Raw genomic sequence first — 22,504 nt, forward strand, 5'->3', positions numbered from 1 at the left:
AAAAAACTCGCTTCGTTATGAGAAGCGAGTTTCTTCTGGGCGACGAGTGAGAACCTCAACACCTGAAGCGGTTACCAATAAGGTATGTTCATATTGTGCTGACAGTCGGCCGTCTTTGGTTTTGGCAATCCAGTTATCTGGGCCTGTGTGTTTGACTTGTTTTTTGCCTGCGTTGATCATGGGCTCAATCGTCAGTGTCATGCCTTCTTCAAGCATGACACCCGTGCCGGCTTTTCCGTAATGCGCAACTTGTGGTTCACCATGAAAAGTGGTGCCGACACCATGCCCACAATATTCTTCTACCACTGAATAGTGGTGTTTGTGTGCGTGTGCTGAAATGGCCGCGCCAATGTCACCTAGTCGTGTGCCTGGCTTAACCATGTCAATGGCAAGGTAAAGACACTCTTGGGTTACTTTCGCAAGTCGCTCTGCATGTGGCAATGCTGGGCCGGCAAAAAACATCTTGCTGGTATCGCCATAATAGCCATCTTTAATGATGGTGATATCAATATTAACGGCGTCGCCTTTCTTCAATGCTTTGTCATTTGGAATGCCATGACAAATGACGTCATTTACAGACGTACAGCAGGATTTCGGAAAGCCATGATAATTCAGTGGCGCAGGAATCGCGCCTTGAATATCAACAATGTAGTTATGCGCAATAATGTCGAGTTGTTCCGTGGTCACGCCAGGGACAACAAATTCTTCTAGCATAACCAGCACTTCGGCAGCCAGTTTGCCTGCGGTTCGCATGCCTTCAATGTCGCTGATGTCAGTGAATCGGGTAGACGCTGTGCGAGGGGTCCAGTTAGGAACGTTGCTGCGTCCATTTTTGGTCAGCTCTTCGACTTTTTGTAAGGTTTCGTTGCTCATAATTTGCGTATCTTAAATCGGTGTGTGTCTATATAAAAAGTAGGTTGCGGGATATTCTACATGACTTGGGCACTAGAATCGCCTCTCTGCTTGAAAAAAACACGACTCAAAAAGCCAGTAAAAAAAGCACTCAAGCCTTTTGGTTTTTTGTAAAATATGGTATAAAACGCCGGCTTATTGGGCTTGTGTCCAAAATAAGCGAATTAACTTAAATCAACGATCTTGCCGCAATAAATAAAAATGTCTTGGGTGTCTTAGGTTGCTTTAAACCTTGTTTGACTGACGTTTTTAGCTGGTAAGCATAAATAACCCAAATTTAAAGGATAGTAAAATGCCTACAGTTTCTATGCGCGACCTATTATTGGTTGGTTCACACTTCGGTCACCAAACTCGTTACTGGAACCCAAAAATGAAGCCTTTCATTTTCGGTGCTCGTAACAAGATTCACATCATTAACCTTGAGCACACTGTTCCAGCTCTTAACAACGCTCTTGAGCTTGTTAAAAAAATGGCTGAAAACAAAAACAAGGTGTTGTTTGTTGGTACTAAGCGTGCTGCATCTAAAACAATCAAAGAGCAAGCTGCTCGCTCTGGTATGCCATACGTTAACCACCGTTGGTTAGGTGGTATGTTGACTAACTACAAAACTATTCGTGCATCTATCAAGCGTCTACGTGAGCTTGAAACACAAATGTCCGATGGTACATTCGATAAGCTGACTAAAAAAGAAGCTTTGATGCGTACTCGTGAGCTTGAAAAACTAGAGCTTTCTATGGGTGGTATCAAGGACATGGGCGGCCTTCCAGATGTATTGTTCGTAGTTGACGTTGATCACGAACGTATCGCTATTAAAGAAGCAAACAAATTAGGTATTCCTGTTATCGGTATCGTTGATACTAACAGCAATCCAGATGGTGTTGATTACATCATCCCAGCTAACGATGATGCGATTCGCGCGGTTCAGTTGTACGTTGGTGCTTTTGCTGATGCAGTTCTTGAAGGTCGCAATGCGACTGCTGGTACTGCTGACGAGTTCGTTGAAGTAAGCGAAGCTACTGAAGCGTAAGCAAACTTTCTAGTTTGTTCTGGTTTCTAAAGGGAGGTTTCTACCTCCTTTTTTAAATTTGAATTGGTATAAAGAGGATTTAACATGGCCGCAGTATCTGCAGCATTGGTAAAAGAGCTACGTGAGCGTACTGGTCTAGGTATGATGGAGTGCAAAAAAGCACTTTCTGCCGCTGACGGTGACATCGAACTGGCTATCGAAGAGCTACGCAAATCAAGTGGCATGAAAGCAGCTAAAAAAGCAGGTCGTACTGCTGCTGAAGGTACAATCATTATGCGTGTAGCGGATGATTCATCTTACGGCGTTTTGGTTGAAGTAAACTCTGAAACTGACTTCGCTTCTCGTGATGAAGGTTTCCTTGCCTTTGCAAACAAAGTAGCTGATGTTGTTTTTGCAACAAAAGAAACTGACATGGCTAAAGTGATTTCAGGTGACATGCTTGAAGCACGCGAAGCTTTGGTTCAAAAAATCGGTGAAAACATCACGCCTCGTCGTGCTGTAATCATTGAAGGTGGTTTGGTTGGTGGTTACCTTCACGGTAATGGTCAAATCGCTGTTTTGACTCAGCTAGAAGGCGGCGACGCAGAGCTAGCTAAAGATGTTTCTATGCACGTTGCTGCTGTGTCTCCTCGCGTAGTACGTGGTGAAGACATGCCTGCAGAAGTTCTTGCAAAAGAAGAAGAAATTGTTCGTGCGCAGCCAGACATGGCTGGTAAGCCAGCTGAGATCGTTGATAAAATGATCGTTGGTCGTATGAAGAAATTCTTGGCTGAAAACAGCTTGACTGAGCAGCCTTTTGTTAAGAACCCAGAAATCAAAGTTGGTCAGCTTGTTAAAGACGCTGGCGCAACAGTGACTTCTTTCATTCGTCTAGAAGTAGGTGAAGGCATTGAAGTTGCTGAAGTCGACTTTGCAGCAGAAGTAGCAGCACAACTTAGAGGTTAATTCTTTGTTGTGATGTCTTGCAAAAAAAGGGGCAGCTTGACTGCCCCTTTTTATGAAAGACAAGTGCGATGAGTGTCGGCTACATTGACCTCAGTTATTCAAGAAATGAAATCATTGCCGGAGGTTGATATGCCAAAAGAAAAGAGTCCAAAATACAAAAGAATTTTGCTTAAGCTGAGCGGCGAAGCCTTGATGGGTGATGAGTCCTTTGGTATCGACCCGAAAGTGCTAAATCGTATCGCATTGGAAATTGGTCAATTGCGCGGCATTGGTGTGGAAGTGGGTATTGTTATTGGTGGCGGTAATTTGTTCCGTGGTCAGGCGTTGAGCCAGGCTGGTATGGATCGAGTAACCGGTGACCACATGGGGATGCTAGCGACCGTTATGAATGCGTTAGCGATGCGCGATGCTTTAGAGCGTGCCAATATTGCGACTCGGGTTATGTCAGCGATTACAATGACCGGTATTGTTGAGCCTTATGATCGACGTCGAGCAATGCGTCTGATGAAAGAAGGTGATGTGCTTATATTTTCAGCTGGCACGGGTAATCCATTCTTTACAACTGACTCTGCCGCTTGTTTGCGTGGTATTGAGATTGATGCTGACGTTGTATTGAAAGCAACAAAAGTGGATGGCGTCTATTCGGCTGATCCAATGAAAGATCCGACAGCCGTGAAGTATGATACATTGGGTTACGATGAAGTCCTTGAAAAACAGTTGGGGGTTATGGATTTAACCGCGATCTGTTTGACTCGTGACCATGCGATGCCGATTCGCGTATTTAATATGAATAAGCCTGGAGCCTTGGTGAATATCATGGTTGGCGGCAGTGAAGGTACACTGATTAAGTGAGGAAATTATGATCAACGAAATTCTTAAAGATGCAGAAGACCGTATGGGCAAAGCCGTGGCTTCTGTAGAGTCTGCGTTTAAAAAAATCCGTACAGGTCGTGCACATCCTAGTATTCTAGATTCGGTAAAAGTGAACTACTACGGTTCTGAAACGCCGCTTAGCCAAGTTGCCAACATCACTGTTGAAGACGCACGAACGCTTGGTATTTCTCCTTGGGAGAACAATCTTGTGCCAGAAATTGAAAAAGCCATTATGAAATCCGATTTGGGCTTGAACCCGGCTACCAATGGTAATTTGATTCGAATTCCTATGCCGGCTCTGACAGAAGAAACGCGTAAAAACTATTTCAAGCAAGCCAAGAACGAAGCGGAAAATGGCCGTATTGCCATCCGTAATATTCGTCGCGATGCTAACGGTAGCTTGAAAGACCTAGTGAAAGAAAAAGAAATTTCTGAAGACGACGATCGTCGTGGACAGGATCAAGTTCAAAAAATCACAGATAAGTATGTTGCTCTAGTGGAAGAACGTCTTGCTGCAAAAGAAAAAGACTTGATGGAAATCTAATAAAAAAAGCGAGCCTTTGGGCTCGCTTTTTTTATTGACTAGGATAACGCTATGTCTGAATTAGATGGCGCTGGAATTGAACCAGTAGTCGCGCCTGATCATATTGCCATTATTATGGATGGCAATAATCGATGGGCAAAGAAAAAGCACCTTCCCAGTATTGCAGGTCATACTGCAGGCGCTTCGGCGGTTCGACGTGTGGTGGAAGCGTCGGCAAAAGCAGGCGTTAAAGTGTTAACCTTGTTTGCCTTTTCAAGCGAAAATTGGAAACGCCCTAAACTGGAAGTGGATGGGTTGATGGCGCTGTTTATGCGTTCTTTGAAAAAAGAGCTGAAGCGCTTAAACCAGCATAAGATTAGGCTTCGCGTCGTGGGAGACTTGTCGGGTTTTAGTCAAGGGCTTCAGAAGCAAATTCGAAGCGTGGAAGACGCAACGAAAGAAAACGATCAGATGACACTGGTTATCGCGGCTAACTATGGTGGGCGTTGGGATATTGCGCAGGCTGCGAAAAAAATTGCTGAGCGCGTGGCAACGGGTGAATTGTCTGCTGACGATGTGGATGAGACGTTGCTGGGTGAGTATGTTCAATTGTCCGATTTACCTCCTCCTGATTTGCTAATTCGTACTTCTGGTGAAGAACGTATAAGCAATTTTTTGCTATGGCAAACTGCGTATTCTGAGTGTGTTTTTTTGCCGGTATTATGGCCGGATTTTGATCAACAACATTTTGATGAGGCTATCCAAACTTATCAAAATCGTCAACGTCGTTACGGTGGTCGATAAACATGTTACTTCCTCGAATTCTTAGTGCCATTGTAATGGCTGTTTTATTTGTTTGTGCTGTGTTTGTGCTTGAGGCCACGAGCTTTATTTTTGCGATGGCGGCTGTGGTGGTTTTGGCTGGTTGGGAGTGGGCGCGTTTATCCGGTGTTAACAACCAAGTCGGTCGAGTGGTGTTTGCGCTTTGTATCGGCGCAGTGTGCTTTTTGGTTTTGAATAATCATCTTCAGGAAATGTCGCTTTATATGAGCCCCATTCTATGGGGGCTGGCGCTGTATTGGGTCACTCGATATCCAACATTGTTGGTGTGGAAGTTTGTTTTAAGTCGCTTGCTGTTTGGTGTGTTGGTCTTGATTTCCACATGGTCGGCTTTGGTTGTCCTTAAACAGTCAAATGACTTTGTTGTTTGGGTGTTGTTGCTGATGGGGTTGATCTGGGGGGCGGATTCTGGCGCTTATTTTGCGGGGCGTGCTTTCGGCAAAAGAAAGCTAGCGCGCTTTGTTAGCCCTGGAAAGTCTTGGGAAGGTGTAGTTGGTGGTTTGGTGTTGACCCAAACTGGCGTAATTATCTTTGCCTTTTTGAGTGATTTCTCACTTTCTAATTGGTGTTTGTTGGCGGTTATTGCGCTAGTAACGTCTTCTGTCTCTGTTTTAGGTGATTTGACTGAAAGTTTATTTAAACGACACGAGGGTATAAAAGATTCAAGCCATTTGATTCCGGGTCATGGTGGTGTGATGGATCGTGTTGATAGCTTGACCGCAGCGGCTCCGATTTATGTGTTGCTGCTTAGTTTGGTGGGATGGCTTTAATGCAAGGTATTTGTTTGTTAGGGGCGACGGGGTCAATTGGTCAAAGCACTCTGGATATCATTGCTCAGCACCCTGAAAAATTTGTTTTAGTCAGTGCTTCAGCCAATAAAAGTGTGGCAAAAATGGCGGATATCTGTCGTCGCTTTTCACCGCAGCGAGTCGTTATGGGGACGCAGGCAGCTCGAGATGAATTGGCTCAACAGTGCCATGGAATGGATATTTCATTTGAGTGGGGAGCGGAAGCATTAGAGAGCATTACGGCTGACGCTGCTGTTGATCAGGTGATGGCCGCAATTATGGGATTTGCTGGTTTAAAGCCGACATTGGCTGGTATTCGAGCAGGTAAGCGGACGTTGTTGGCGAACAAAGAGTCCTTGGTTACGGCTGGCAAGCTTTTTATGGATGAGGTTGCTCGGAACGATGTCATGTTGTTGCCAATAGACAGCGAGCATAATGCGATTTATCAAAGTTTGCCGCAAACGTCACATGGCGCTCATAAACGGGATGTGTCAAAAATACTCCTTACGGCATCTGGTGGTCCATTTAGAACTTGGACGCTAGAGGAAATGAAGTCGGTTACACCTGAACAAGCTTGTAAGCACCCAAATTGGTCTATGGGGCAAAAGATTTCGATTGATTCTGCTTCTTTGATGAACAAAGGCCTTGAATTGATTGAGGCGTGTTGGTTGTTTGATGTGACGCCTCATGACGTGGATGTGGTGGTTCATCCAGAAAGCATTATTCATTCAATGGTGTCTTACTTGGATGGGTCTGTGATTGCCCAAATGGGTAACCCTGATATGAAAATTCCAATCGCTTACGGTATGAGTTGGCCTCAGCGAATTGGAACGAATGTGGCTCCTTTAAATTTGGTTGATGTTGCTCGATTGAATTTTGAAGCGCCTGACTTGGCCCGTTTTCCTAATTTGAAATTGGCAGCGGATGCTTGGTTTATGGGCGGAACGGCGATGGCCGTCTTAAATGCGGCTAATGAGATCGCGGTTGAGGCTTTTTTGCATCGCCAAATTGGCTTTTTGGATATTGCTCGATTGAATGAGCGAGTATTGATGTCTGCTGATATTGTTGGGGTGAGCTCTCTTGACGATGTGTTTGACGCTGACCGCGCTGCACGTCAGCTGGCTCTGGATATGATTTCTCGTGGTAGCTTTTCATGATACAGAATGTTCTTTCTATTGTTGTTGCTCTTGGTCTTCTTATTACGTTTCATGAATTTGGCCATTTCTTTGTGGCGCGGCGCTGTGGGGTTAAAGTGTTGCGCTTTTCGGTTGGCTTCGGCAAGCCGATTTATCGTTATGTTGGAAAAACTGGCACGGAATATACCTTGGCGATGATTCCTCTTGGTGGTTACGTTCGAATGCTCGATGAGCGTGAAGGGAATGTGCCTGAAACTCTAAGAGATCAGACATTTAACTCGAAAACCGTGTGGCAGCGTATTGCTATTGTTGCCGCCGGTCCGGTTGCTAATTTTATTTTGGCGATTGTCATTTATGGGTTAGTCGCGCTACTTGGTGTGCAATCGATTGCTCCTAAAGTCGGCAATATCTCGACAAATTCGCCTGTCTCGCAAACTCAGCTTCAAATTGGCGATGAGTTTGTAGCCATCGCAGGGGAGTCGGTTGCTTCTTGGGAAGATGTAAATTTAGTGTTAGCGAGCTTGATAGGTAAAACGGGAACCATTATGGTTCGTTATCAATCAGAAGGGGGCGGATCTTTACATGAAGATGCCATTCACTTTGATCGATGGTTGGTAGGAGAGGAGCCAGATAATTTAATTCGTGCGTTTGGTGTGTCTCCATGGCAACCTGAAGTGCTTCCTATTGTTGCTCAGGTTGTTGCCGGCGGTGCTGCAGAGTCAGCGGGTTTCTTGGCGGATGACCAGATTTTAGCCATCAATGGTGTGGTGATTAAAAATTGGCAGCAAGTTGTGTCGCTGGTGCAGAAAAGCCCAAATAAGGCGTTGCGTATTGAAGTGCAACGTCAGCAAAATGTCACGGTCTTGACGTTAACGCCGAATTCTATGGAGCAGAATGGTCGTGTAATAGGGTATGCCGGTCTGGCTGTTGTACCTCCGAAATGGGATGACAGTCTTATTCGTGAGCGTCAATATGGTGTGTTTGAGTCGCTGAATTATGGTGTCGAGCAAACTTATAAGATGGTCTCGTTAACCGTATCTTCTATTGGTAAAATGTTGCAAGGTCTGATTTCGGTAGATAATTTATCTGGCCCCATTACCATTGCTAAAGTGGCCAGTGCGTCAGCAGACTCTGGACTTCAGTCCTTTTTGAAATTCATGGCTTACCTCAGTGTTAGTTTGGGGGTGCTTAATTTATTGCCCATTCCTATGTTGGATGGTGGGCATTTGTTATTTTTTGGCATAGAGGCCATCCGACGTAAGCCAGTGTCTGAAAAAATTCAGGGATTGGCGTACCGTCTAGGGGCTTCTCTTTTATTTGCTTTAATGGCCGTCGCCATTTTTAACGATATTGCCCGCTTGTAGAGAGGTATTTGTGAAAGTCGTTTCAGCTGTATTGTTGGCTTTATTAAGCGTGCAGAGTTTTGCAAAAACGGTAGAAGATGTTCGTATTGATGGGCTCGTGCAGATGCCATCAGCCAGAGCTTTTGATGTGATTGGTTTTGATAAGACCGAGTCATATGACTCTGGTAAAGTGTATCAAGCCATTACGGCTCTTTTTGACACGGGTTACTTTAGTGATATTGATGTCTATGAAGAAAATAACGTGCTGGTTTTTGATGTTGATGAGCGACCTTCTATTGGTAATTTGACCATTGAAGGCAATGAGCTAATCAAAACCGAAGATTTAGAGCGCGGATTAAAGTTATCTGGGTTAGAAATAGGTGAGATTTATAAGCCAGAAACACTCAATCAAATTGCCCAAGAACTTCAGCGTCAATACTATGCGCTTGGTCGCTACAGTGCCAAAGTCGACATCTCTGTTGAAGATATGCCTCGTAATCGCACGGGGATCGTGATCAATATTGATGAGGGGGACACCGCTAAAATCGTACACATCAATATCGTCGGCAATCACGATTTTGATGAAGAGACATTAACGAAAGATTTTGAGTCGGCTGAAACCGGTTCTTGGAACCCCTTTAGTTCTGCGGACGAATACGCAAAAGCAAAAATAGAAGGCGACATCAACACGCTTAAAAGCTTCTATTTAGACAAAGGGTATTTGGATTTTAGTGTTGTTTCTAGTCAGGTAAGTTTGTCTGCGGACAAGCGTGATGTGTATATCGTCATTAATGTGGACGAAGGTAAGCCCTACAAAATCAACAATGTCTCATTGAGTGGTAGCCTGCCGATTTCGGAGGATCGCGTGTGGTCAAAGATCACACAGAAAAGCGGTGACGTCTTCTCTAGAAGTGAAGTGACATCGATTATTGAGGGAATCTCAACAGAACTTGGGGATAATGGTTATTTATTTACCAATGTAAATGTGATTCCGGAGAAGTTCGATAATCACACCGTGGATCTAAGCTATCAGATAACACCTGGCCCTAAAGTGTATGTTCGCCGCATTACGTTCAGCGGCAACAGTGAAACTCAGGATGAAGTGTTGCGTCGTGAGATGACACAGTTTGAAGGGGCATTGGCGACACATTCAAAAATTCAGTCGTCCAAACGCCGAATTGAACGACTGGGTTTCTTTGGTAGCGTTGATTTGCGTACGCGGCCAGTTGCGGGTACTTCAGATCAAGTGGACCTAGATGTTGTGGTTCAAGAGCAAGCTTCTGGCAGTATTCAGGCTAGTATTGGTTACTCGCAAGAAGATGGGACGGTCCTTGGTTTTGGTATTTCAAAGCGTAACTTTTTGGGGACAGGTAATAAGTTGTCTTTCAATGCGTCTCGCACAAACCAAACTCAAGATTACTCGATCAATTATGATAACCCTTATTTTACTGTTGATGGTGTAAGTCGAGGCTTTCAATTATTTTATCAGACAAGTGATCATGCTGATGATGATGTGGAAGATTACGATTTAGATGAAATTGGTGTGGGAGTTAACTATGGCTACCCAATTTCTGACACTCAGCGTCTTGCGTTTGGGATGACAATAAAAGAAACAACCGTCAAATTAGGTTACGATCCATCTAACGAAACGGACGATTACGTTCAGACTCACGGCGACAATTATGATGATGTGATTGCCAGTTTGACGTGGAGTGACAGTGACCTGATTGGTGGTGTGTTACCAACAGAAGGTTACTCGACCAAAGCCTCTTTAGAAGTTGCTCTTCCTGTTGGCGATCAGCAGTATGCTAAGTTAGGACTGACCTCGCAGGGGTATTGGAACTTAAATGGCTCAGACCTCTGGCTGTTCCGTCTTAAAGGGCGCTTAGGTTATGGTATGGGGTACGGTGACACAGATACACTGCCTTTCTTTGAAAACTATTTTGCGGGTGGTTCTTATTCTGTAAGAGGCTATGGCGCTTCGTCATTAGGGCCAAAGAACTCTTATGATTCAACTTCATCGAATACACCTTCCGCTTTGGGCGGTAATATCTTGATGACAGGTACCGCAGAGTTGATTTTCCCTTTGCCTATGGTTGAGGATCATAAATCCGTCCGTACTGCTCTATTTTTAGACGCAGGTAACGTGTTTACCGATTCTTGCCTCAGCAGTAATACAGACTGTAATGAAGGTGTTGACCTGGCTGAAATTCGATACAGCATTGGCTTAAGCTGGACTTGGATTACACCGATTGCGCCTTTATCGTTTAATTTTGCTAAACCTTTAAATGCAAAAGACGGGGATAAAACTGATTTATTCCAGTTCCAGTTAGGAACGACTTTTTAATTAAGACCGCTTTATTTAATAGGATGAACAATGAAAATATTCATAACCGCCATTTTTGCTCTATGCTTTATAAGCAGTGTGCAAGCGACCGAAGTTGCCGTAGTGGATTTTAGATCGGCTCTCTTACAGAGTAATATTGGTCAAGAGGCCGCGAAGGAACCAAAGCAGAAAGTGGCTGAAATGGACGCTCGTTTGAAAAAAGAGCAAGAAGACCTTGAAGCGTCCGCGAACAATTTGAAACGCGATGAACTGACCTTGTCTCAGGATGAATTTAAAAAGCGCCGTGCAGAATTGGCTGAAACCCAAAATAAGATTCGAGCTATGGCTGCTAACATGCAGCGCCAAGCAAAAGAGCTGGAGCAACAGTTAATCCAGTCTTTAACACCTAAAGGTGAGGCGGCTCTTAAGTCCCTTATCGAAGAGCGTAAATTGGACTTGGTGCTGAATAGACAGCTTAGCTTATATGCAACAGGTGCATCAGATATTACAGATGAGCTGGTTAAAAGAATTAATAAGGACAATTAAAATATGAGCCATACGCTAGGGCAATTGGCCGCCAAAGTCCAAGGGTTTGTAAAAGGCGATCCTAACTTGGTTATTGAAAAGCTGGGAACCTTGCACAATGCAACGTTCAAAGAGCTAAGTTTTTTGGCGAACCCTAAATACGCAAGTCAACTTGAATCAACATCAGCAGGCGCTGTGCTTGTGAAAAGTGAAGCGCTTGCGCAACTGGTTAGCAATGCCATTGTTGTGTCCAATCCTTACCTAGCGTTCGCTCAATTGTCTAATTTGTTTGTGCCAGAGACTCACTCGTGGACTGGCATTCATCCCAGTGCAGTAATCGCTCCAACAGCAAGTGTTGCCAGTGATGTCGTTATCGGGCCGAATGCGGTCATCGATGCGGAGTCAGTGATATCCGAAGGGTGTACTATTGGTGCCGGTTGCGTGGTTGGGAGAGGTGTTAAAATAGGCCAAGGCTCTATACTTTATCCTAATGTCACCTTGTACCATGATGTGGTGCTGGGTGCCAATTGCATCATACATAGTAGCACCGTGATCGGCGCTGATGGTTTCGGTTTTGCTCCGAATGAGGGGCGCTGGGAAAAGATTAACCAGTTAGGTTCTGTTGTACTGGGCGATTCGGTTGAAATCGGTGCAAGTACAACAATTGATCGTGGTGCCATAGAAAATACTCAGATTGGCAATGGCGTTAAAATTGATAATCAAGTTCAAATTGCTCATAACGTCGTAATTGGCGATAATACCGCGATCGCAGCGAGTACGGCGATTGCTGGAAGTACAAAAATTGGTGCTTTTTGCACTATTTCAGGCGGGGTTTGTATTGCCGGCCATTTGGATATTACCGATCATGTTCATGTTACAGGCATGAGTATGATCAGCCATTCCATTCCTGAAAGTGGGTCTTTCTCATCAGGAATGGGAATGGAGCCAACCAATAAATGGCGCCGAACCGTTGCTAGAGTCAGAAGAATTGATGAAATGGCAAAGCAGTTTTCACAGTTGAAACAACAGGTTAATAAGTTTTTAGAGAAGGTTGATAATAAATGATGGACGTAAATGAAATCCGCCAATACTTACCTCATAGGTATCCGTTTTTATTGGTAGATCGTGTTGTTGAACTGAACTTGAATGAGTCCATTGTAGCGTATAAAAATGTCACTATTAATGAACCGTTCTTTAATGGCCATTTCCCAAATCACCCTGTAATGCCAGGTGTTTTGATTATTGAAGCCATGGCGCAGGCCGCGGGTATCCTTGGCTTTAAAACCATGGACAAAAAGCCAGAAGATGGCTCTATTTATTACTTTGTTGGTTCCGATAAAGCGCGCTTTAAACGTCCTGTTGTGCCGGGTGACCGTTTACAGCTAGAAGCAAAAATAGTTACGGAAAAACGCGGTATATGGAAATTTGAGTGTAAGGCAACGGTAGACGGCGAGCTTGCTTGTTCTGCCTCCATTCTGTGTGCAGACAGGAAGATATAGTGGCAATACATCCAACGACTTTAATCGATTCGAAAGCAGAGATTGACTCCAGTGTGGAGATTGGTCCGTTTTGTGTCATCGGACCGAATGTTAAAATTGGAGCTGGTAGTGTTATCAAATCGCATGTTGTTGTTAATGGTCATACCACCATTGGTGCCAATAATGAGATTTATCAGTTCGCTTCGGTTGGAGAAGCAAACCAAGATAAAAAGTATAAAGGTGAACCAACTCGTCTGGTGATTGGTGACAGCAATGTCATTCGTGAAAACGCAACCATTCACCGTGGTACTATTCAGGATAATGGTATTACTACGATAGGCAGCCATAATTTATTTATGGCCAGTACGCATGTTGGCCATGACTGTACAGTGGGCGACCATAATATTATGGCTAACTTTGCCGCCTTAGCTGGCCACGTTACCGTGGGCGACAATGTTATTTTGGGTGGTTACACGGGTATTCATCAGTTTTGCCAAGTCAATTCATTCAGCATGTGCGGCATGGGATCCATGGTGTCCAAAGATGTACCTCGTTACGTCATGGTGTCAGGAAGCCCTGCCAAAGCACATGGAATGAATTTCGAAGGAATGCGCCGTCGTGGTATGGCCCCTGATATTATTCGTGCACTGCGAACTGCGTATAAGATGGTTTATCTGAAAGGCTTGACCCTAGAGGCGGCATTGGCTGATCTCGAACAAGGAGATCTGGTTCAGATCCCAGAGGTGGCCGAGTTTATTTTGTCCATTCGACATTCTAGACGCGGAATAGTCCGATAGGCATTGAGGATTAAAAGAAAACCCCGGACCGCTTCGGGGTTTTTTTATTATTAGAGGTTGTAAAAAATGCAAGTAACGTCTGCAGCGCGTTATGTGTTGGTTGCTGGTGAGGCTTCGGGAGATATTCTTGGGGCAAATTTAATTGCGCATTTAAAATTGTTACAGCCAGATGCGATTTTTGAAGGCATTGGCGGTCCATTGATGGAAGCACAGGGCTTCAAGAGTATTGTGCCGATGGACCGTTTGTCTGTGATGGGCTTGGTTGAGGTGCTGGGACGCCTAAAAGAGCTTTTGGGAATTCGTAAACGGTTATTTAAGGCTTGTATCAATAACCCACCTACGGCATTCATCGGTATTGATTCGCCCGACTTTAATATGCCTCTGGCCCGAAAACTGAAGCAGGCTGGCATTCCAACCGTACACTATGTCAGTCCGTCTGTTTGGGCGTGGCGACAAAAACGCATTTTTAACATTAAAAAATCCGTTGACCTTATGTTAGCGCTTTTTCCGTTTGAACTGCCTATTTATCATGAGCACAATATTCCAGTTGTGTGTGTTGGTCATACATTGGCCGATGATATTCCGTTAGAAAGTAAGGTGACGGAAGCTCGTGAAGATTTAGGACTTATGGACATTTCTGGTCCAGTATTTGGCATTTTACCTGGCTCTCGTGAGGGCGAGGTGTCTCGTTTAGCGCCGCTTTTTATAGAAACGATGAAACGCATTAAACAGCATCAACCAAACGCGACATTTTTGATCCCCGCGGCAAATAAAGAGCGACGGGTTCAAATTGAAACGATATTGCATGAGGTGAATGCAGAAGCTGTTTTGATTGATGGTCGGTCCCGAACGGTTATGGCAGCCTCCGACGCGATTTTGTTGGCCTCCGGAACAGCGGCATTAGAAGCCATGCTGGTAAAGCGACCAATGGTGGTGTCTTACCGAGTGAATAAGCTGACCTATGCCATCATGTCGAGAATGATTAAGGTGCCATATGTGTCTTTGCCTAATTTGCTGGCAAACGAGACATTGGTGCCAGAGTTATTGCAAGACGAAGCCACTCCTGACAATTTGGCTGTTCGTTTGGTGCAAACATGGCAGTCTTTTACGAACGACAAGTCCATTCAGGACAAATACCTCAATTTGCACAAAATGTTACGAAAAAATGCCGGAGAGAAAGCCGCAAAGGCAATTGTTTCTATGCTAGAAGGGAAAAAGACGTAATGGAGCCTTTTGTTAGTCAGGTATATTTCGGCGATTTACTCGCAGGTACTGATGAAGCGGGAAGAGGTCCTTTGGCGGGCGAGGTGGTGGCCGCCGCGGTTATTTTGGACCCTAAGCGACCGATTCTAGGGTTGGCAGACTCTAAAAAATTGACCGAAAAAAAGCGCGAAGCGTTATTTCTAGAAATTCAAGAAAAGGCATTATCGTTCGGCATTGCCAGTGCCACGATAGAAGAAATTGATGACATCAATATTCTTCATGCCAGTATGTTAGCCATGTCGCGAGCAGTTGCATTACTTGCCATTCAACCTGAGCATGTATTAGTGGACGGGAACCGTATCCCGCCTAATTTGCCCTGTGGTGCTGAAGCGGTGGTTAAAGGGGATGCCAGACAGGCCGCCATTTCTGCTGCTTCTATCTTGGCCAAAGTAACCCGAGATAGAGACATTGTTAAAGCTGCGCAACAGTACCCAGAATATGGTTTTGAAAAACACAAAGGTTACCCAACCGCACAGCATCTTGAGGCCATTCGTTTACATGGTGTTACGCCAATACATCGGCGTAGTTTTGGACCTGTTAAAAAGATTTTAGAGGGATAAGCATTGTCCACGTCATTTATACATCTACGAGTACATACTGAGTTTTCATTGGTAGATGGCCTAGTCAAAATCAAAGGCCTGCTCGGTACAACCGAATTTATGTCCATGCCAGCGGTAGCGATCACCGATGAGAATAACTTGTGTGGCTTTGTACGCTTTTACAAAGGGGCGATGGAAAAAGGCATTAAGCCCATTTGCGGTGCTGATGTTGTGGTAGATGAAGATGAGAATGTGGACTCTCGTTATCGATTTACCTTATTGGCTACGTCGAATAAGGGCTATAAAAACATCATCGCCATTATTTCAAAAGGTTACCAGTTAGGTCAGGTGGAAGGGCGTCCTATTGTCCAACGCAAATGGATAGAAGAATACAGCGAAGATGTTATCGCGTTGTCGGGAGCGGGCTTTGGCGATATCGGTTATTTGCTGCAAAAAGGTCGAAATGAAGACGCTAGAAAACGCATGGCTCATTGGATGTCTGTGTTTCCTGACCGTTTTTATGTGGAGTTGCAGCGAACGAGCCGTTCTGGCGAAGAAAGTTATATTCATGCGGTTGTGCCGTTAGCGGCGGAGCTGGATTGCCCCGTGGTTGCAACCAATGACGTACGCTTTTTAAAGCGTGAAAATTTTGAAGCCCATGAAGCGCGCGTTTGTATACACGATGGTGTTACCTTGGATGATCCGCGCCGTAAGCGTCGTTACTCTGAAGAGCAGTATTTTAAAACGCCTGAAGAAATGGCTGAGCTGTTCCAAGACATTCCAGAAGCGCTCGAAAATACCGTAGAAATAGCTAAGCGTTGCAGTGTTGATGTGTTGCTGGGGGAATATTTCTTGCCGGATTATCCAGTGCCAGAAGGCATGACGATGGAAGAGTTCTTTAGCAAGCTCTCCTATGATGGCTTGATTGAGCGCTTTAATTTTCTGACCAAAAAATACGGCGAGCGTATTGAAAAACGTCGCCAAGAATATTGGGATCGTTTGGATTTTGAATTAACCATTATCAATCAAATGGGGTTCCCTGGGTATTTCTTGATCGTAATGGACTTTATTCAGTGGGCCAAAGACAACGATATTCCCGTAGGGCCGGGGCGTGGTTCTGGTGCGGGCTCCTTGGTGGCTTATGCCCTAAAAATCACCGATCTTGATCCACTGGAATACGATCTACTTTTCGAACGATTCTTGAACCCAGAGCGGGTATCCATGCCTGACTTCGATATCGATTTCTGTATGGATAACCGAGATCGAGTTATCGATTATGTGTCACGTACCTATGGTCGTGATGCGGTGTCTCAGATCATTACCTTTGGGGCGATGGCGGCAAAAGCCGTGGTTCGAGATGTCGCGAGGGTACAAGGCAAACCCTACAGTTTGGGTGATAAGCTCTCGAAGCTGATTCCTTTTGAAATCGGCATGACGCTTAAAAAAGCCTTGGAAGAAGAGCCTGCTTTGCCAGAATTTTTGGCGGGGGATGAAGACGCCGCCGAAGTCATGGAGATGGCGATTTCCCTAGAAGGGGTGGTTCGTAACTTTGGTAAGCACGCCGGTGGTGTGGTTATCGCTCCGACTAAGTTGATTGATTTTGCCCCGCTTTATTGTGAGGAAGACGGTTCTGGTCTGGTTACCCAATACGACAAAAATGACGTAGAAGAAGCGGGCTTAGTAAAGTTCGACTTCTTGGGTCTGAAAACACTGACGGTTGTCGATTGGGCGGTAAAAAACATCGATGCTATTAACGAGCTGGAAGGTAAGCCACCGCTCGATATTTCCTTGATCGACCTTGAGGACAAATCCACTTACGATCTACTAAAGCGAGCAGAAACCACCGCGGTATTCCAGCTGGAATCCCGTGGTATGAAAGAGTTGATTAAAAAGCTTTTGCCGTCGCGCTTTGAAGATATTATCGCCTTGGTGGCTTTGTATCGTCCGGGGCCTTTGGGGTCTGGCATGGTGGACGACTTTATCAACCGTAAGCACGGTCGTGCCGAGCTGGCTTTCCCTCATCCAGATTATCAACATCAAGACTTGATTCCCGTTTTGGAACCGACTTACGGCATTATCTTGTATCAAGAGCAGGTAATGCAGATTGCTCAGGTACTGGCTAAGTTCTCGCTTGGTGGTGCCGATTTGCTGCGTCGTGCTATGGGTAAGAAAAAAGCCGAAGTTATGGCCGAGCAGCGCTTAATCTTTATGGAAGGCGCGCTTAAAAACAACGTAGATAAAGACTTGTCGGGTAACATCTTTGACCTGATGGAAAAATTCGCTGGGTATGGTTTTAACAAATCTCACTCAGCAGCCTACGCTTTGGTTTCTTATCAAACTGCTTGGTTGAAAAATCATTATCCAGCACCATTTATGGCGGCAGTGTTGTCTGCGGATATGCAGAACACTGATAAGATCGTAATCTTCATTGAAGAATGCCGTTCAATGGCGCTGGCCCTAGAGCTGCCAAATGTGAATGAGTCGGTCTATAAGTTTACCGTCAATCCGAAAGGCGCCATTGTATATGGTCTTGGTGCGATTAAAGGGGTGGGTGAAGGCCCAATCGAAGCGATTGTTGAGGCCAGAAAAGAAGGACCTTTTGAGCATATATTCGATTTTTGCCAACGCGTTGGTAAAAAGGTTAATAAGCGAGTCATGGAAGCCTTAGTCCGCTCCGGCGCGTTTGACACTATAGGTCCGAATCGGGCAACCTTGTTCGCTTGTATTGATGAAGCGCTCAAACGCGCGGTACAAGATGCTAAGAACCAAGACGCTGGGATGATGGATTTATTTGGTATCGCGGTCGATGAGAGTACTGAAGATGCCTATAAAGAAATTGGTATTCAGCATGAATGGCCGCCTCGTCAGCGTCTGGATGGGGAAAAAGACACTCTTGGTTTGTATGTGACAGGTCACCCAATCGATGAATATGAGAAAGAGATTCGTCGCTTTGTTCGTTCAAAGATTGTTGATCTGCAGCCTAAGCGTGGTGACACCCAAATCATGGCTGGTTTGATTGTAGACTTGCGCATTACCAAGAGTAAAAAAGGTGGTAACATCGCCTTCGTCACGCTGGATGATCGCTCCGCTCGTATTGAAGTGACGGTATTTCCAGATAACTACGACACTTTTAAGGACGTTATTGTCAAAGATGAAGTGGTGGTTGTGGAAGGTGAAATCAGTGTTGATGAATTCAGGGGAGGGCAAAAAGTCATTGCCCGCAATATCCTTGATATTGCTCAGGCGCGAGTTCGTTATGTTGAGGCATTGCGCATTACTTGGACGTCTGAGACAGTCACACCAACAGAAATACAAGCATTAGCAAACTATATGGAATCTTATCGCGGTGACGGTTGTGATGTCGTTATTGGTTTTGATACACCGCAAGCGTGTGGTGATATTCGTTTAGGATCTGGGTGGAAAGTTCGTCCTGATGATGAATTAATTCACCAACTTCAGAAACAATACGGTAAACAAAATGTTCAGTTAGTGTATACTTAGAATCATTTAATAGTTTTGTAATGGAACGAAGCGTCGCGACACGCTAATAGAGCTATAGGACAAAGGATTTTTCCTTTTTGTCTTTGAATTTGATGGCAACCAAACAGTAGTGTAATTAAACATGAATTTAAATTATCTCCCTTTTGAGCAGCCGATTGCTGAGCTCGAACAAAAAATTGAAGAGTTGCGTTTAGTCGGAAACGATAATGAACTCAACATCAGCGATGAAATCAGTCGCTTAGAAGACAAAAAAGTAGCGTTAACCAAGAGCCTATTTAGTAATTTAGGGGCATGGGAAGTATCTCAATTAGCGCGTCACCCAAAGCGCCCATATACTCTTGATTATATTAAGCACGCTTTTACCGATTTTGAAGAAATGCACGGTGATCGTCACTATGCCGATGATCGTGCCATTGTTGGTGGTATTGCTCGTTTAGACGGTCGTCCAGTGATGGTTATTGGCCATCAGAAAGGCCGTGAAGTAAAAGAAAAAGTACTTCGCAACTTTGGCATGCCTCGTCCAGAAGGTTATCGTAAAGCGTTGCGTTTAATGGAGACGGCTGAACGTTTTCAAATGCCGATCGTCACTCTTATTGACACACCTGGGGCATACCCTGGTATCGGCGCGGAAGAGCGTGGTCAAAGTGAAGCGATTGCTTTTAACTTGGCTGTCATGTCTCGCCTTAAAACGCCTATCATTTCTACCGTGATTGGTGAAGGTGGTTCGGGTGGTGCGCTGGCGATTGGTGTGTGTGACGAGTTAATGATGCTGCAATACGGCACATACTCTGTTATCTCTCCTGAAGGTTGTGCGTCTATTCTTTGGAAAAGCGCTGACCGTGCGTCAGATGCCGCTAAAGCAATGGGAATCACAGCTCAACGTTTACAGGAGTTGGGTTTCGTTGACACGATTATTCAAGAACCGCTTGGTGGTGCGCATATCTCTCATGAGCAAATTGCACACAGTTTGAAGCAAAACGTGCTAGCGGCCTTGGATCGAATGGAAGCATTGACGACTGAAGAGCTTTTGGCGCGTCGTTACAATCGATTGATGTCTTACGGTCTATAAGTTTTCGTTTCTAAAAAGAGCCTCCTTATTTAGGGGGCTTTTTTGTTTGTTTGGTTTGAGATTTTTTCGTTGCAGACTTTATGGTGAAGCTTTCCGTGTCTACATGCCCTACTTTTCTCTCGCCACTGAGATTTAATCCTGAGTGGCTTGATGCTGTATTTTCTGCCGCAAGCAAGGTGTGGGTTGGTTTTAGTGGTGGTGTGGACTCGCATGTGTTGCTCCATGCTCTGGTAGATCAAGCTTCAGACCAGCAGAAGCTGAAATTGGCGGCGCTTCATGTTCATCACGGCCTAAGCGCTAATGCGGATGATTGGTTGCTTCATTGTGAGTCTGTTTGCATGGCATTAGAGGTTACTTATGTTGCAAAACGTGTGACATTAGAAGCTCAAGCATCTATAGAAGATGCGGCTCGTAATGCGCGTTATCAGGCTTTTCAAAACGTGGTTGGTGAGGACGATGTGGTGTTGTTGGCACATCACGCCGGTGACCAGATGGAAACCGTGTTGTTTCGTTTGTTACGTGGAACAGGTGGAAAAGGCTTGTCTGGTATTCCTATTGAAAGACGGCTTGGTGTTAGCAACACTCGTATAATTCGACCATTATTGTCCGTACCAAAAAACGCGATTGAAGACTACGCTCAACGTCATCAGTTGGTGTGGATTCAGGACGAATCGAATTTGGATGAGCGCTTTACTCGAAACTTTCTTCGCCAACGGGTTATTCCCATTCTGCAAGAACGTTTTCCCAAAATGGAACAAAGTATTGTTTCTAGTTCACAGCGAATTGCTACCGACTATGCCATGCTTTCCCAATTTGCTGAGCAGCAATTAGTGGCATGGTGTAATGCGTTCGGCGGTTTAGATTTATCGTATCTCATAAGCAAATCAACGGATGAGCGCCTATTTTGGTGGCGATATTTTCTACTTGGCAAAGGCGTTTCGTTGCCACAAGCACAATTAGACAATGTGGATGCGATGTTTTTTAGTCATGAGGACAAGCAGCCAGCGTTCATTTTTCCATTTGGTCGTCTTATGCGTCATCAAAATGTCGTGTATTTGTTGCCAGAAGAAGAAGAGGTGACAGTGTCACCGCTACTCTCAGGTGTGCCACTATTGCGACCATTTGATGAAGTTTGCGTGATTGGAAGTGATGATTGTGTTTTGAAAGCGCGTCCTAATGGCGAGAGTTTAAGGATGCCAAGTGGCAACACACGTAAGCTGAAAAAATGGCTTAACGATCATTCTATTCCAAGCTGGTGGCGAGATCACCTTCCGTACTTATACCATGGTGACAGGCTTGTGGCTGTTGGGGATCTGTGGCGTCATCCTGATTATGTGCATTTGACTGTTCGCTGGAAAAGAAACCCTCGCTTACCATTTCCTATGGTTGAGCATGATTAACTCTTGTCGTCATATTGTGTTTTTATTTGGCTGTTAGCTGCATATTTTTTGGGTTTTCTCTCGATATAATTCTACGCTTAATCCTGTCAGTTCTTTTGAGCTGCTCTAATTGGGGGCTCGAAGCCTTTCATTCTTTTCAATCGGATGTTCATGATGCTGCAAACCGTGGTTTTTAGTGGGCTGGAATTTAGCCCTTTGGTTGTTTATTTTCCGATAGCTTTCGCTTTGTCTGCTTTGACTCGTTATGTGCTTCATCGTTTGGATTGGCATGATCGAATTTGGAAAGTGGCCTGGTTTGAAGTGTCTTTGTTTGTTTGTTATCTGGCATTAACTGTTTTTTTACTGAGTGGACGATAAATCAATGGCGAAATCTCTACGTATAACGGTGACCGTATTGGTTGTCTTGGCAGCGATATGGGCTGGAAGGTGGGTATGGAATGATTACATGCATTCACCTTGGACAAGAGACGGCCGAATCCGTGCAGACATTGTAACGGTTGCACCGGATGTGTCTGGTTGGGTTACGACATTAAACATAGCTAATGATCAGCCTGTTAAAAAAGGCGATCTACTGTTTAGTGTCGACCAACAACGTTACCAGGCGGCGCTCAATCAAAGTAAGGCGAACACAGAGAATGCCTTGTATTCGTGGCAGTTGGCAAAACATAAGTATGAACGACGTACGGCTTTGCTCAGTCAAAAAGCCATCAGCGCTGAAGACTTAGAAGAATCGCGAATCAGCACCGAAATAGCGAAAGCCAATTACGATTTAGCGGTCGCGCAGCAAGCGGCCGCGCAGCTTAATTTGGATCGTACACACGTTTTTGCGCCGGTATCGGGTCATATTATTAATCTAAATCTGCGTCAGGGAAATTATGTAGGGCAAGGCGCTTCTGTTTTTGCCATTGTTCAATCGGGTTCGTTTTATGTGACGGGGTACTTTGAGGAAACCAAAATTCCGCTTGTGCGCCTCGGTCAGCAAGCGAAGGTGACATTGCTCAGTGGTGGTAAACCGTTATCTGGACGAGTCGTGAGCGTTGGTAAAGCCATTGCAAACACCAATACTCAAAGTGATGGTCAGCTCTTACCACAAATTCAGCAAACATTTAATTGGGTGCGTTTATCGCAACGTATTCCGGTCGATATCAAGTTAGACCCAATACGCGATGATGTGCAACTGAGTGCTGGCATGACCGCCACGATTCATCTTACTCAATAA

The 22,504-nt window shown here is 44.8% G+C and carries 21 protein-coding genes; 20 read left to right on the forward strand and 1 reads right to left on the reverse strand.

Annotated elements, in window-relative coordinates; genetic code table 11:
• Window positions 1-15: 15 nt before the first annotated feature.
• A complete protein-coding gene (map, locus tag AABA11_RS04390) occupies window positions 16-873 on the reverse strand; it encodes a type I methionyl aminopeptidase (RefSeq protein WP_265728508.1) in 858 nt (285 codons plus the stop codon).
• A gap of 331 nt (window positions 874-1,204) precedes the next feature.
• On the opposite strand from map, the gene rpsB reads away from it, so the two are divergent.
• The 20 genes from rpsB to AABA11_RS04490 all read left to right on the forward strand — a co-directional run bounded on the left by rpsB (window position 1,205) and on the right by AABA11_RS04490 (window position 22,504).
• The gene (rpsB, locus tag AABA11_RS04395; protein WP_012068986.1) at window positions 1,205-1,939 is read left to right on the forward strand and encodes a 30S ribosomal protein S2; all 735 of its coding nucleotides are present in this window, start codon (window positions 1,205-1,207) and stop codon (window positions 1,937-1,939) included.
• An 84-nt stretch (window positions 1,940-2,023) separates the two neighbouring features.
• Window positions 2,024-2,884: a translation elongation factor Ts gene (gene tsf, locus AABA11_RS04400; protein WP_265728507.1), complete on the forward strand. Its 861-nt coding sequence runs from the start codon at window positions 2,024-2,026 to the stop codon at window positions 2,882-2,884.
• 129 nt (window positions 2,885-3,013) lie between these two features.
• Window positions 3,014-3,736 carry a UMP kinase gene (pyrH, locus tag AABA11_RS04405; protein WP_265728593.1) on the forward strand — a complete coding sequence of 241 codons (723 nt, stop codon included), beginning with the start codon at window positions 3,014-3,016 and terminating at the stop codon, window positions 3,734-3,736.
• Window positions 3,737-3,743: 7 nt separating this feature from the next.
• Window positions 3,744-4,301, forward strand: a complete 558-nt coding sequence (gene frr, locus AABA11_RS04410; RefSeq protein ID WP_265728506.1) for a ribosome recycling factor — start codon at window positions 3,744-3,746, stop codon at window positions 4,299-4,301.
• A gap of 51 nt (window positions 4,302-4,352) precedes the next feature.
• A complete protein-coding gene (uppS, locus tag AABA11_RS04415) occupies window positions 4,353-5,084 on the forward strand; it encodes a polyprenyl diphosphate synthase (RefSeq protein WP_338265733.1) in 732 nt (243 codons plus the stop codon).
• 2 nt (window positions 5,085-5,086) lie between these two features.
• The gene (locus tag AABA11_RS04420; RefSeq protein ID WP_338265735.1) at window positions 5,087-5,890 is read left to right on the forward strand and encodes a phosphatidate cytidylyltransferase; all 804 of its coding nucleotides are present in this window, start codon (window positions 5,087-5,089) and stop codon (window positions 5,888-5,890) included.
• On the forward strand, window positions 5,890-7,065 hold the full coding sequence (gene ispC / locus AABA11_RS04425; protein ID WP_338265737.1) for a 1-deoxy-D-xylulose-5-phosphate reductoisomerase: 1,176 nt from the start codon (window positions 5,890-5,892) through the stop codon (window positions 7,063-7,065). The genes AABA11_RS04420 and ispC overlap by 1 nt, the downstream gene beginning before the upstream one ends.
• Window positions 7,062-8,408, forward strand: coding sequence for an RIP metalloprotease RseP (rseP, locus tag AABA11_RS04430; RefSeq protein ID WP_338265739.1), 1,347 nt, complete (start codon window positions 7,062-7,064; stop codon window positions 8,406-8,408). Before ispC ends, rseP begins: the two co-directional genes overlap by 4 nt.
• 10 nt (window positions 8,409-8,418) lie before the next feature.
• Window positions 8,419-10,734 carry an outer membrane protein assembly factor BamA gene (gene bamA / locus AABA11_RS04435; RefSeq protein WP_338265741.1) on the forward strand — a complete coding sequence of 772 codons (2,316 nt, stop codon included), beginning with the start codon at window positions 8,419-8,421 and terminating at the stop codon, window positions 10,732-10,734.
• Window positions 10,735-10,764: 30 nt separating this feature from the next.
• Complete coding sequence (locus AABA11_RS04440; protein ID WP_265728500.1) at window positions 10,765-11,259, forward strand: OmpH/Skp family outer membrane protein; 495 nt, start codon at window positions 10,765-10,767, stop codon at window positions 11,257-11,259.
• Between the two features lie 3 nt (window positions 11,260-11,262).
• A complete protein-coding gene (lpxD, locus tag AABA11_RS04445) occupies window positions 11,263-12,303 on the forward strand; it encodes a UDP-3-O-(3-hydroxymyristoyl)glucosamine N-acyltransferase (RefSeq protein ID WP_338265743.1) in 1,041 nt (346 codons plus the stop codon).
• The gene (fabZ, locus tag AABA11_RS04450; RefSeq protein WP_265728498.1) at window positions 12,300-12,737 is read left to right on the forward strand and encodes a 3-hydroxyacyl-ACP dehydratase FabZ; all 438 of its coding nucleotides are present in this window, start codon (window positions 12,300-12,302) and stop codon (window positions 12,735-12,737) included. Before lpxD ends, fabZ begins: the two co-directional genes overlap by 4 nt.
• The gene (lpxA, locus tag AABA11_RS04455; RefSeq protein ID WP_338265746.1) at window positions 12,737-13,513 is read left to right on the forward strand and encodes an acyl-ACP--UDP-N-acetylglucosamine O-acyltransferase; all 777 of its coding nucleotides are present in this window, start codon (window positions 12,737-12,739) and stop codon (window positions 13,511-13,513) included. The genes fabZ and lpxA overlap by 1 nt, the downstream gene beginning before the upstream one ends.
• 66 nt (window positions 13,514-13,579) lie before the next feature.
• Window positions 13,580-14,737 carry a lipid-A-disaccharide synthase gene (gene lpxB, locus AABA11_RS04460; RefSeq protein WP_338265748.1) on the forward strand — a complete coding sequence of 386 codons (1,158 nt, stop codon included), beginning with the start codon at window positions 13,580-13,582 and terminating at the stop codon, window positions 14,735-14,737.
• A complete protein-coding gene (gene rnhB, locus AABA11_RS04465) occupies window positions 14,737-15,336 on the forward strand; it encodes a ribonuclease HII (protein ID WP_338265750.1) in 600 nt (199 codons plus the stop codon). The genes lpxB and rnhB overlap by 1 nt, the downstream gene beginning before the upstream one ends.
• 3 nt (window positions 15,337-15,339) lie before the next feature.
• Window positions 15,340-18,816 carry a DNA polymerase III subunit alpha gene (gene dnaE, locus AABA11_RS04470; RefSeq protein WP_338265752.1) on the forward strand — a complete coding sequence of 1,159 codons (3,477 nt, stop codon included), beginning with the start codon at window positions 15,340-15,342 and terminating at the stop codon, window positions 18,814-18,816.
• A gap of 121 nt (window positions 18,817-18,937) precedes the next feature.
• Window positions 18,938-19,885 carry an acetyl-CoA carboxylase carboxyl transferase subunit alpha gene (gene accA / locus AABA11_RS04475; protein WP_265728493.1) on the forward strand — a complete coding sequence of 316 codons (948 nt, stop codon included), beginning with the start codon at window positions 18,938-18,940 and terminating at the stop codon, window positions 19,883-19,885.
• An 80-nt stretch (window positions 19,886-19,965) separates the two neighbouring features.
• Window positions 19,966-21,285 (forward strand): tRNA lysidine(34) synthetase TilS, encoded by a 1,320-nt coding sequence (gene tilS / locus AABA11_RS04480; RefSeq protein ID WP_338265755.1) that lies wholly within the window; start codon window positions 19,966-19,968, stop codon window positions 21,283-21,285.
• 150 nt (window positions 21,286-21,435) lie between these two features.
• Complete coding sequence (locus AABA11_RS04485; RefSeq protein ID WP_265728491.1) at window positions 21,436-21,642, forward strand: DUF1656 domain-containing protein; 207 nt, start codon at window positions 21,436-21,438, stop codon at window positions 21,640-21,642.
• A 4-nt stretch (window positions 21,643-21,646) separates the two neighbouring features.
• Entirely contained in the window at window positions 21,647-22,504 is an 858-nt protein-coding gene (locus AABA11_RS04490; RefSeq protein WP_338265758.1) for an efflux RND transporter periplasmic adaptor subunit, read from the forward strand.

It is taken from the genome of Marinomonas pontica, from assembly GCF_036322735.1.
GTDB classification, from domain to species: Bacteria; Pseudomonadota; Gammaproteobacteria; order Pseudomonadales; family Marinomonadaceae; genus Marinomonas; species Marinomonas pontica.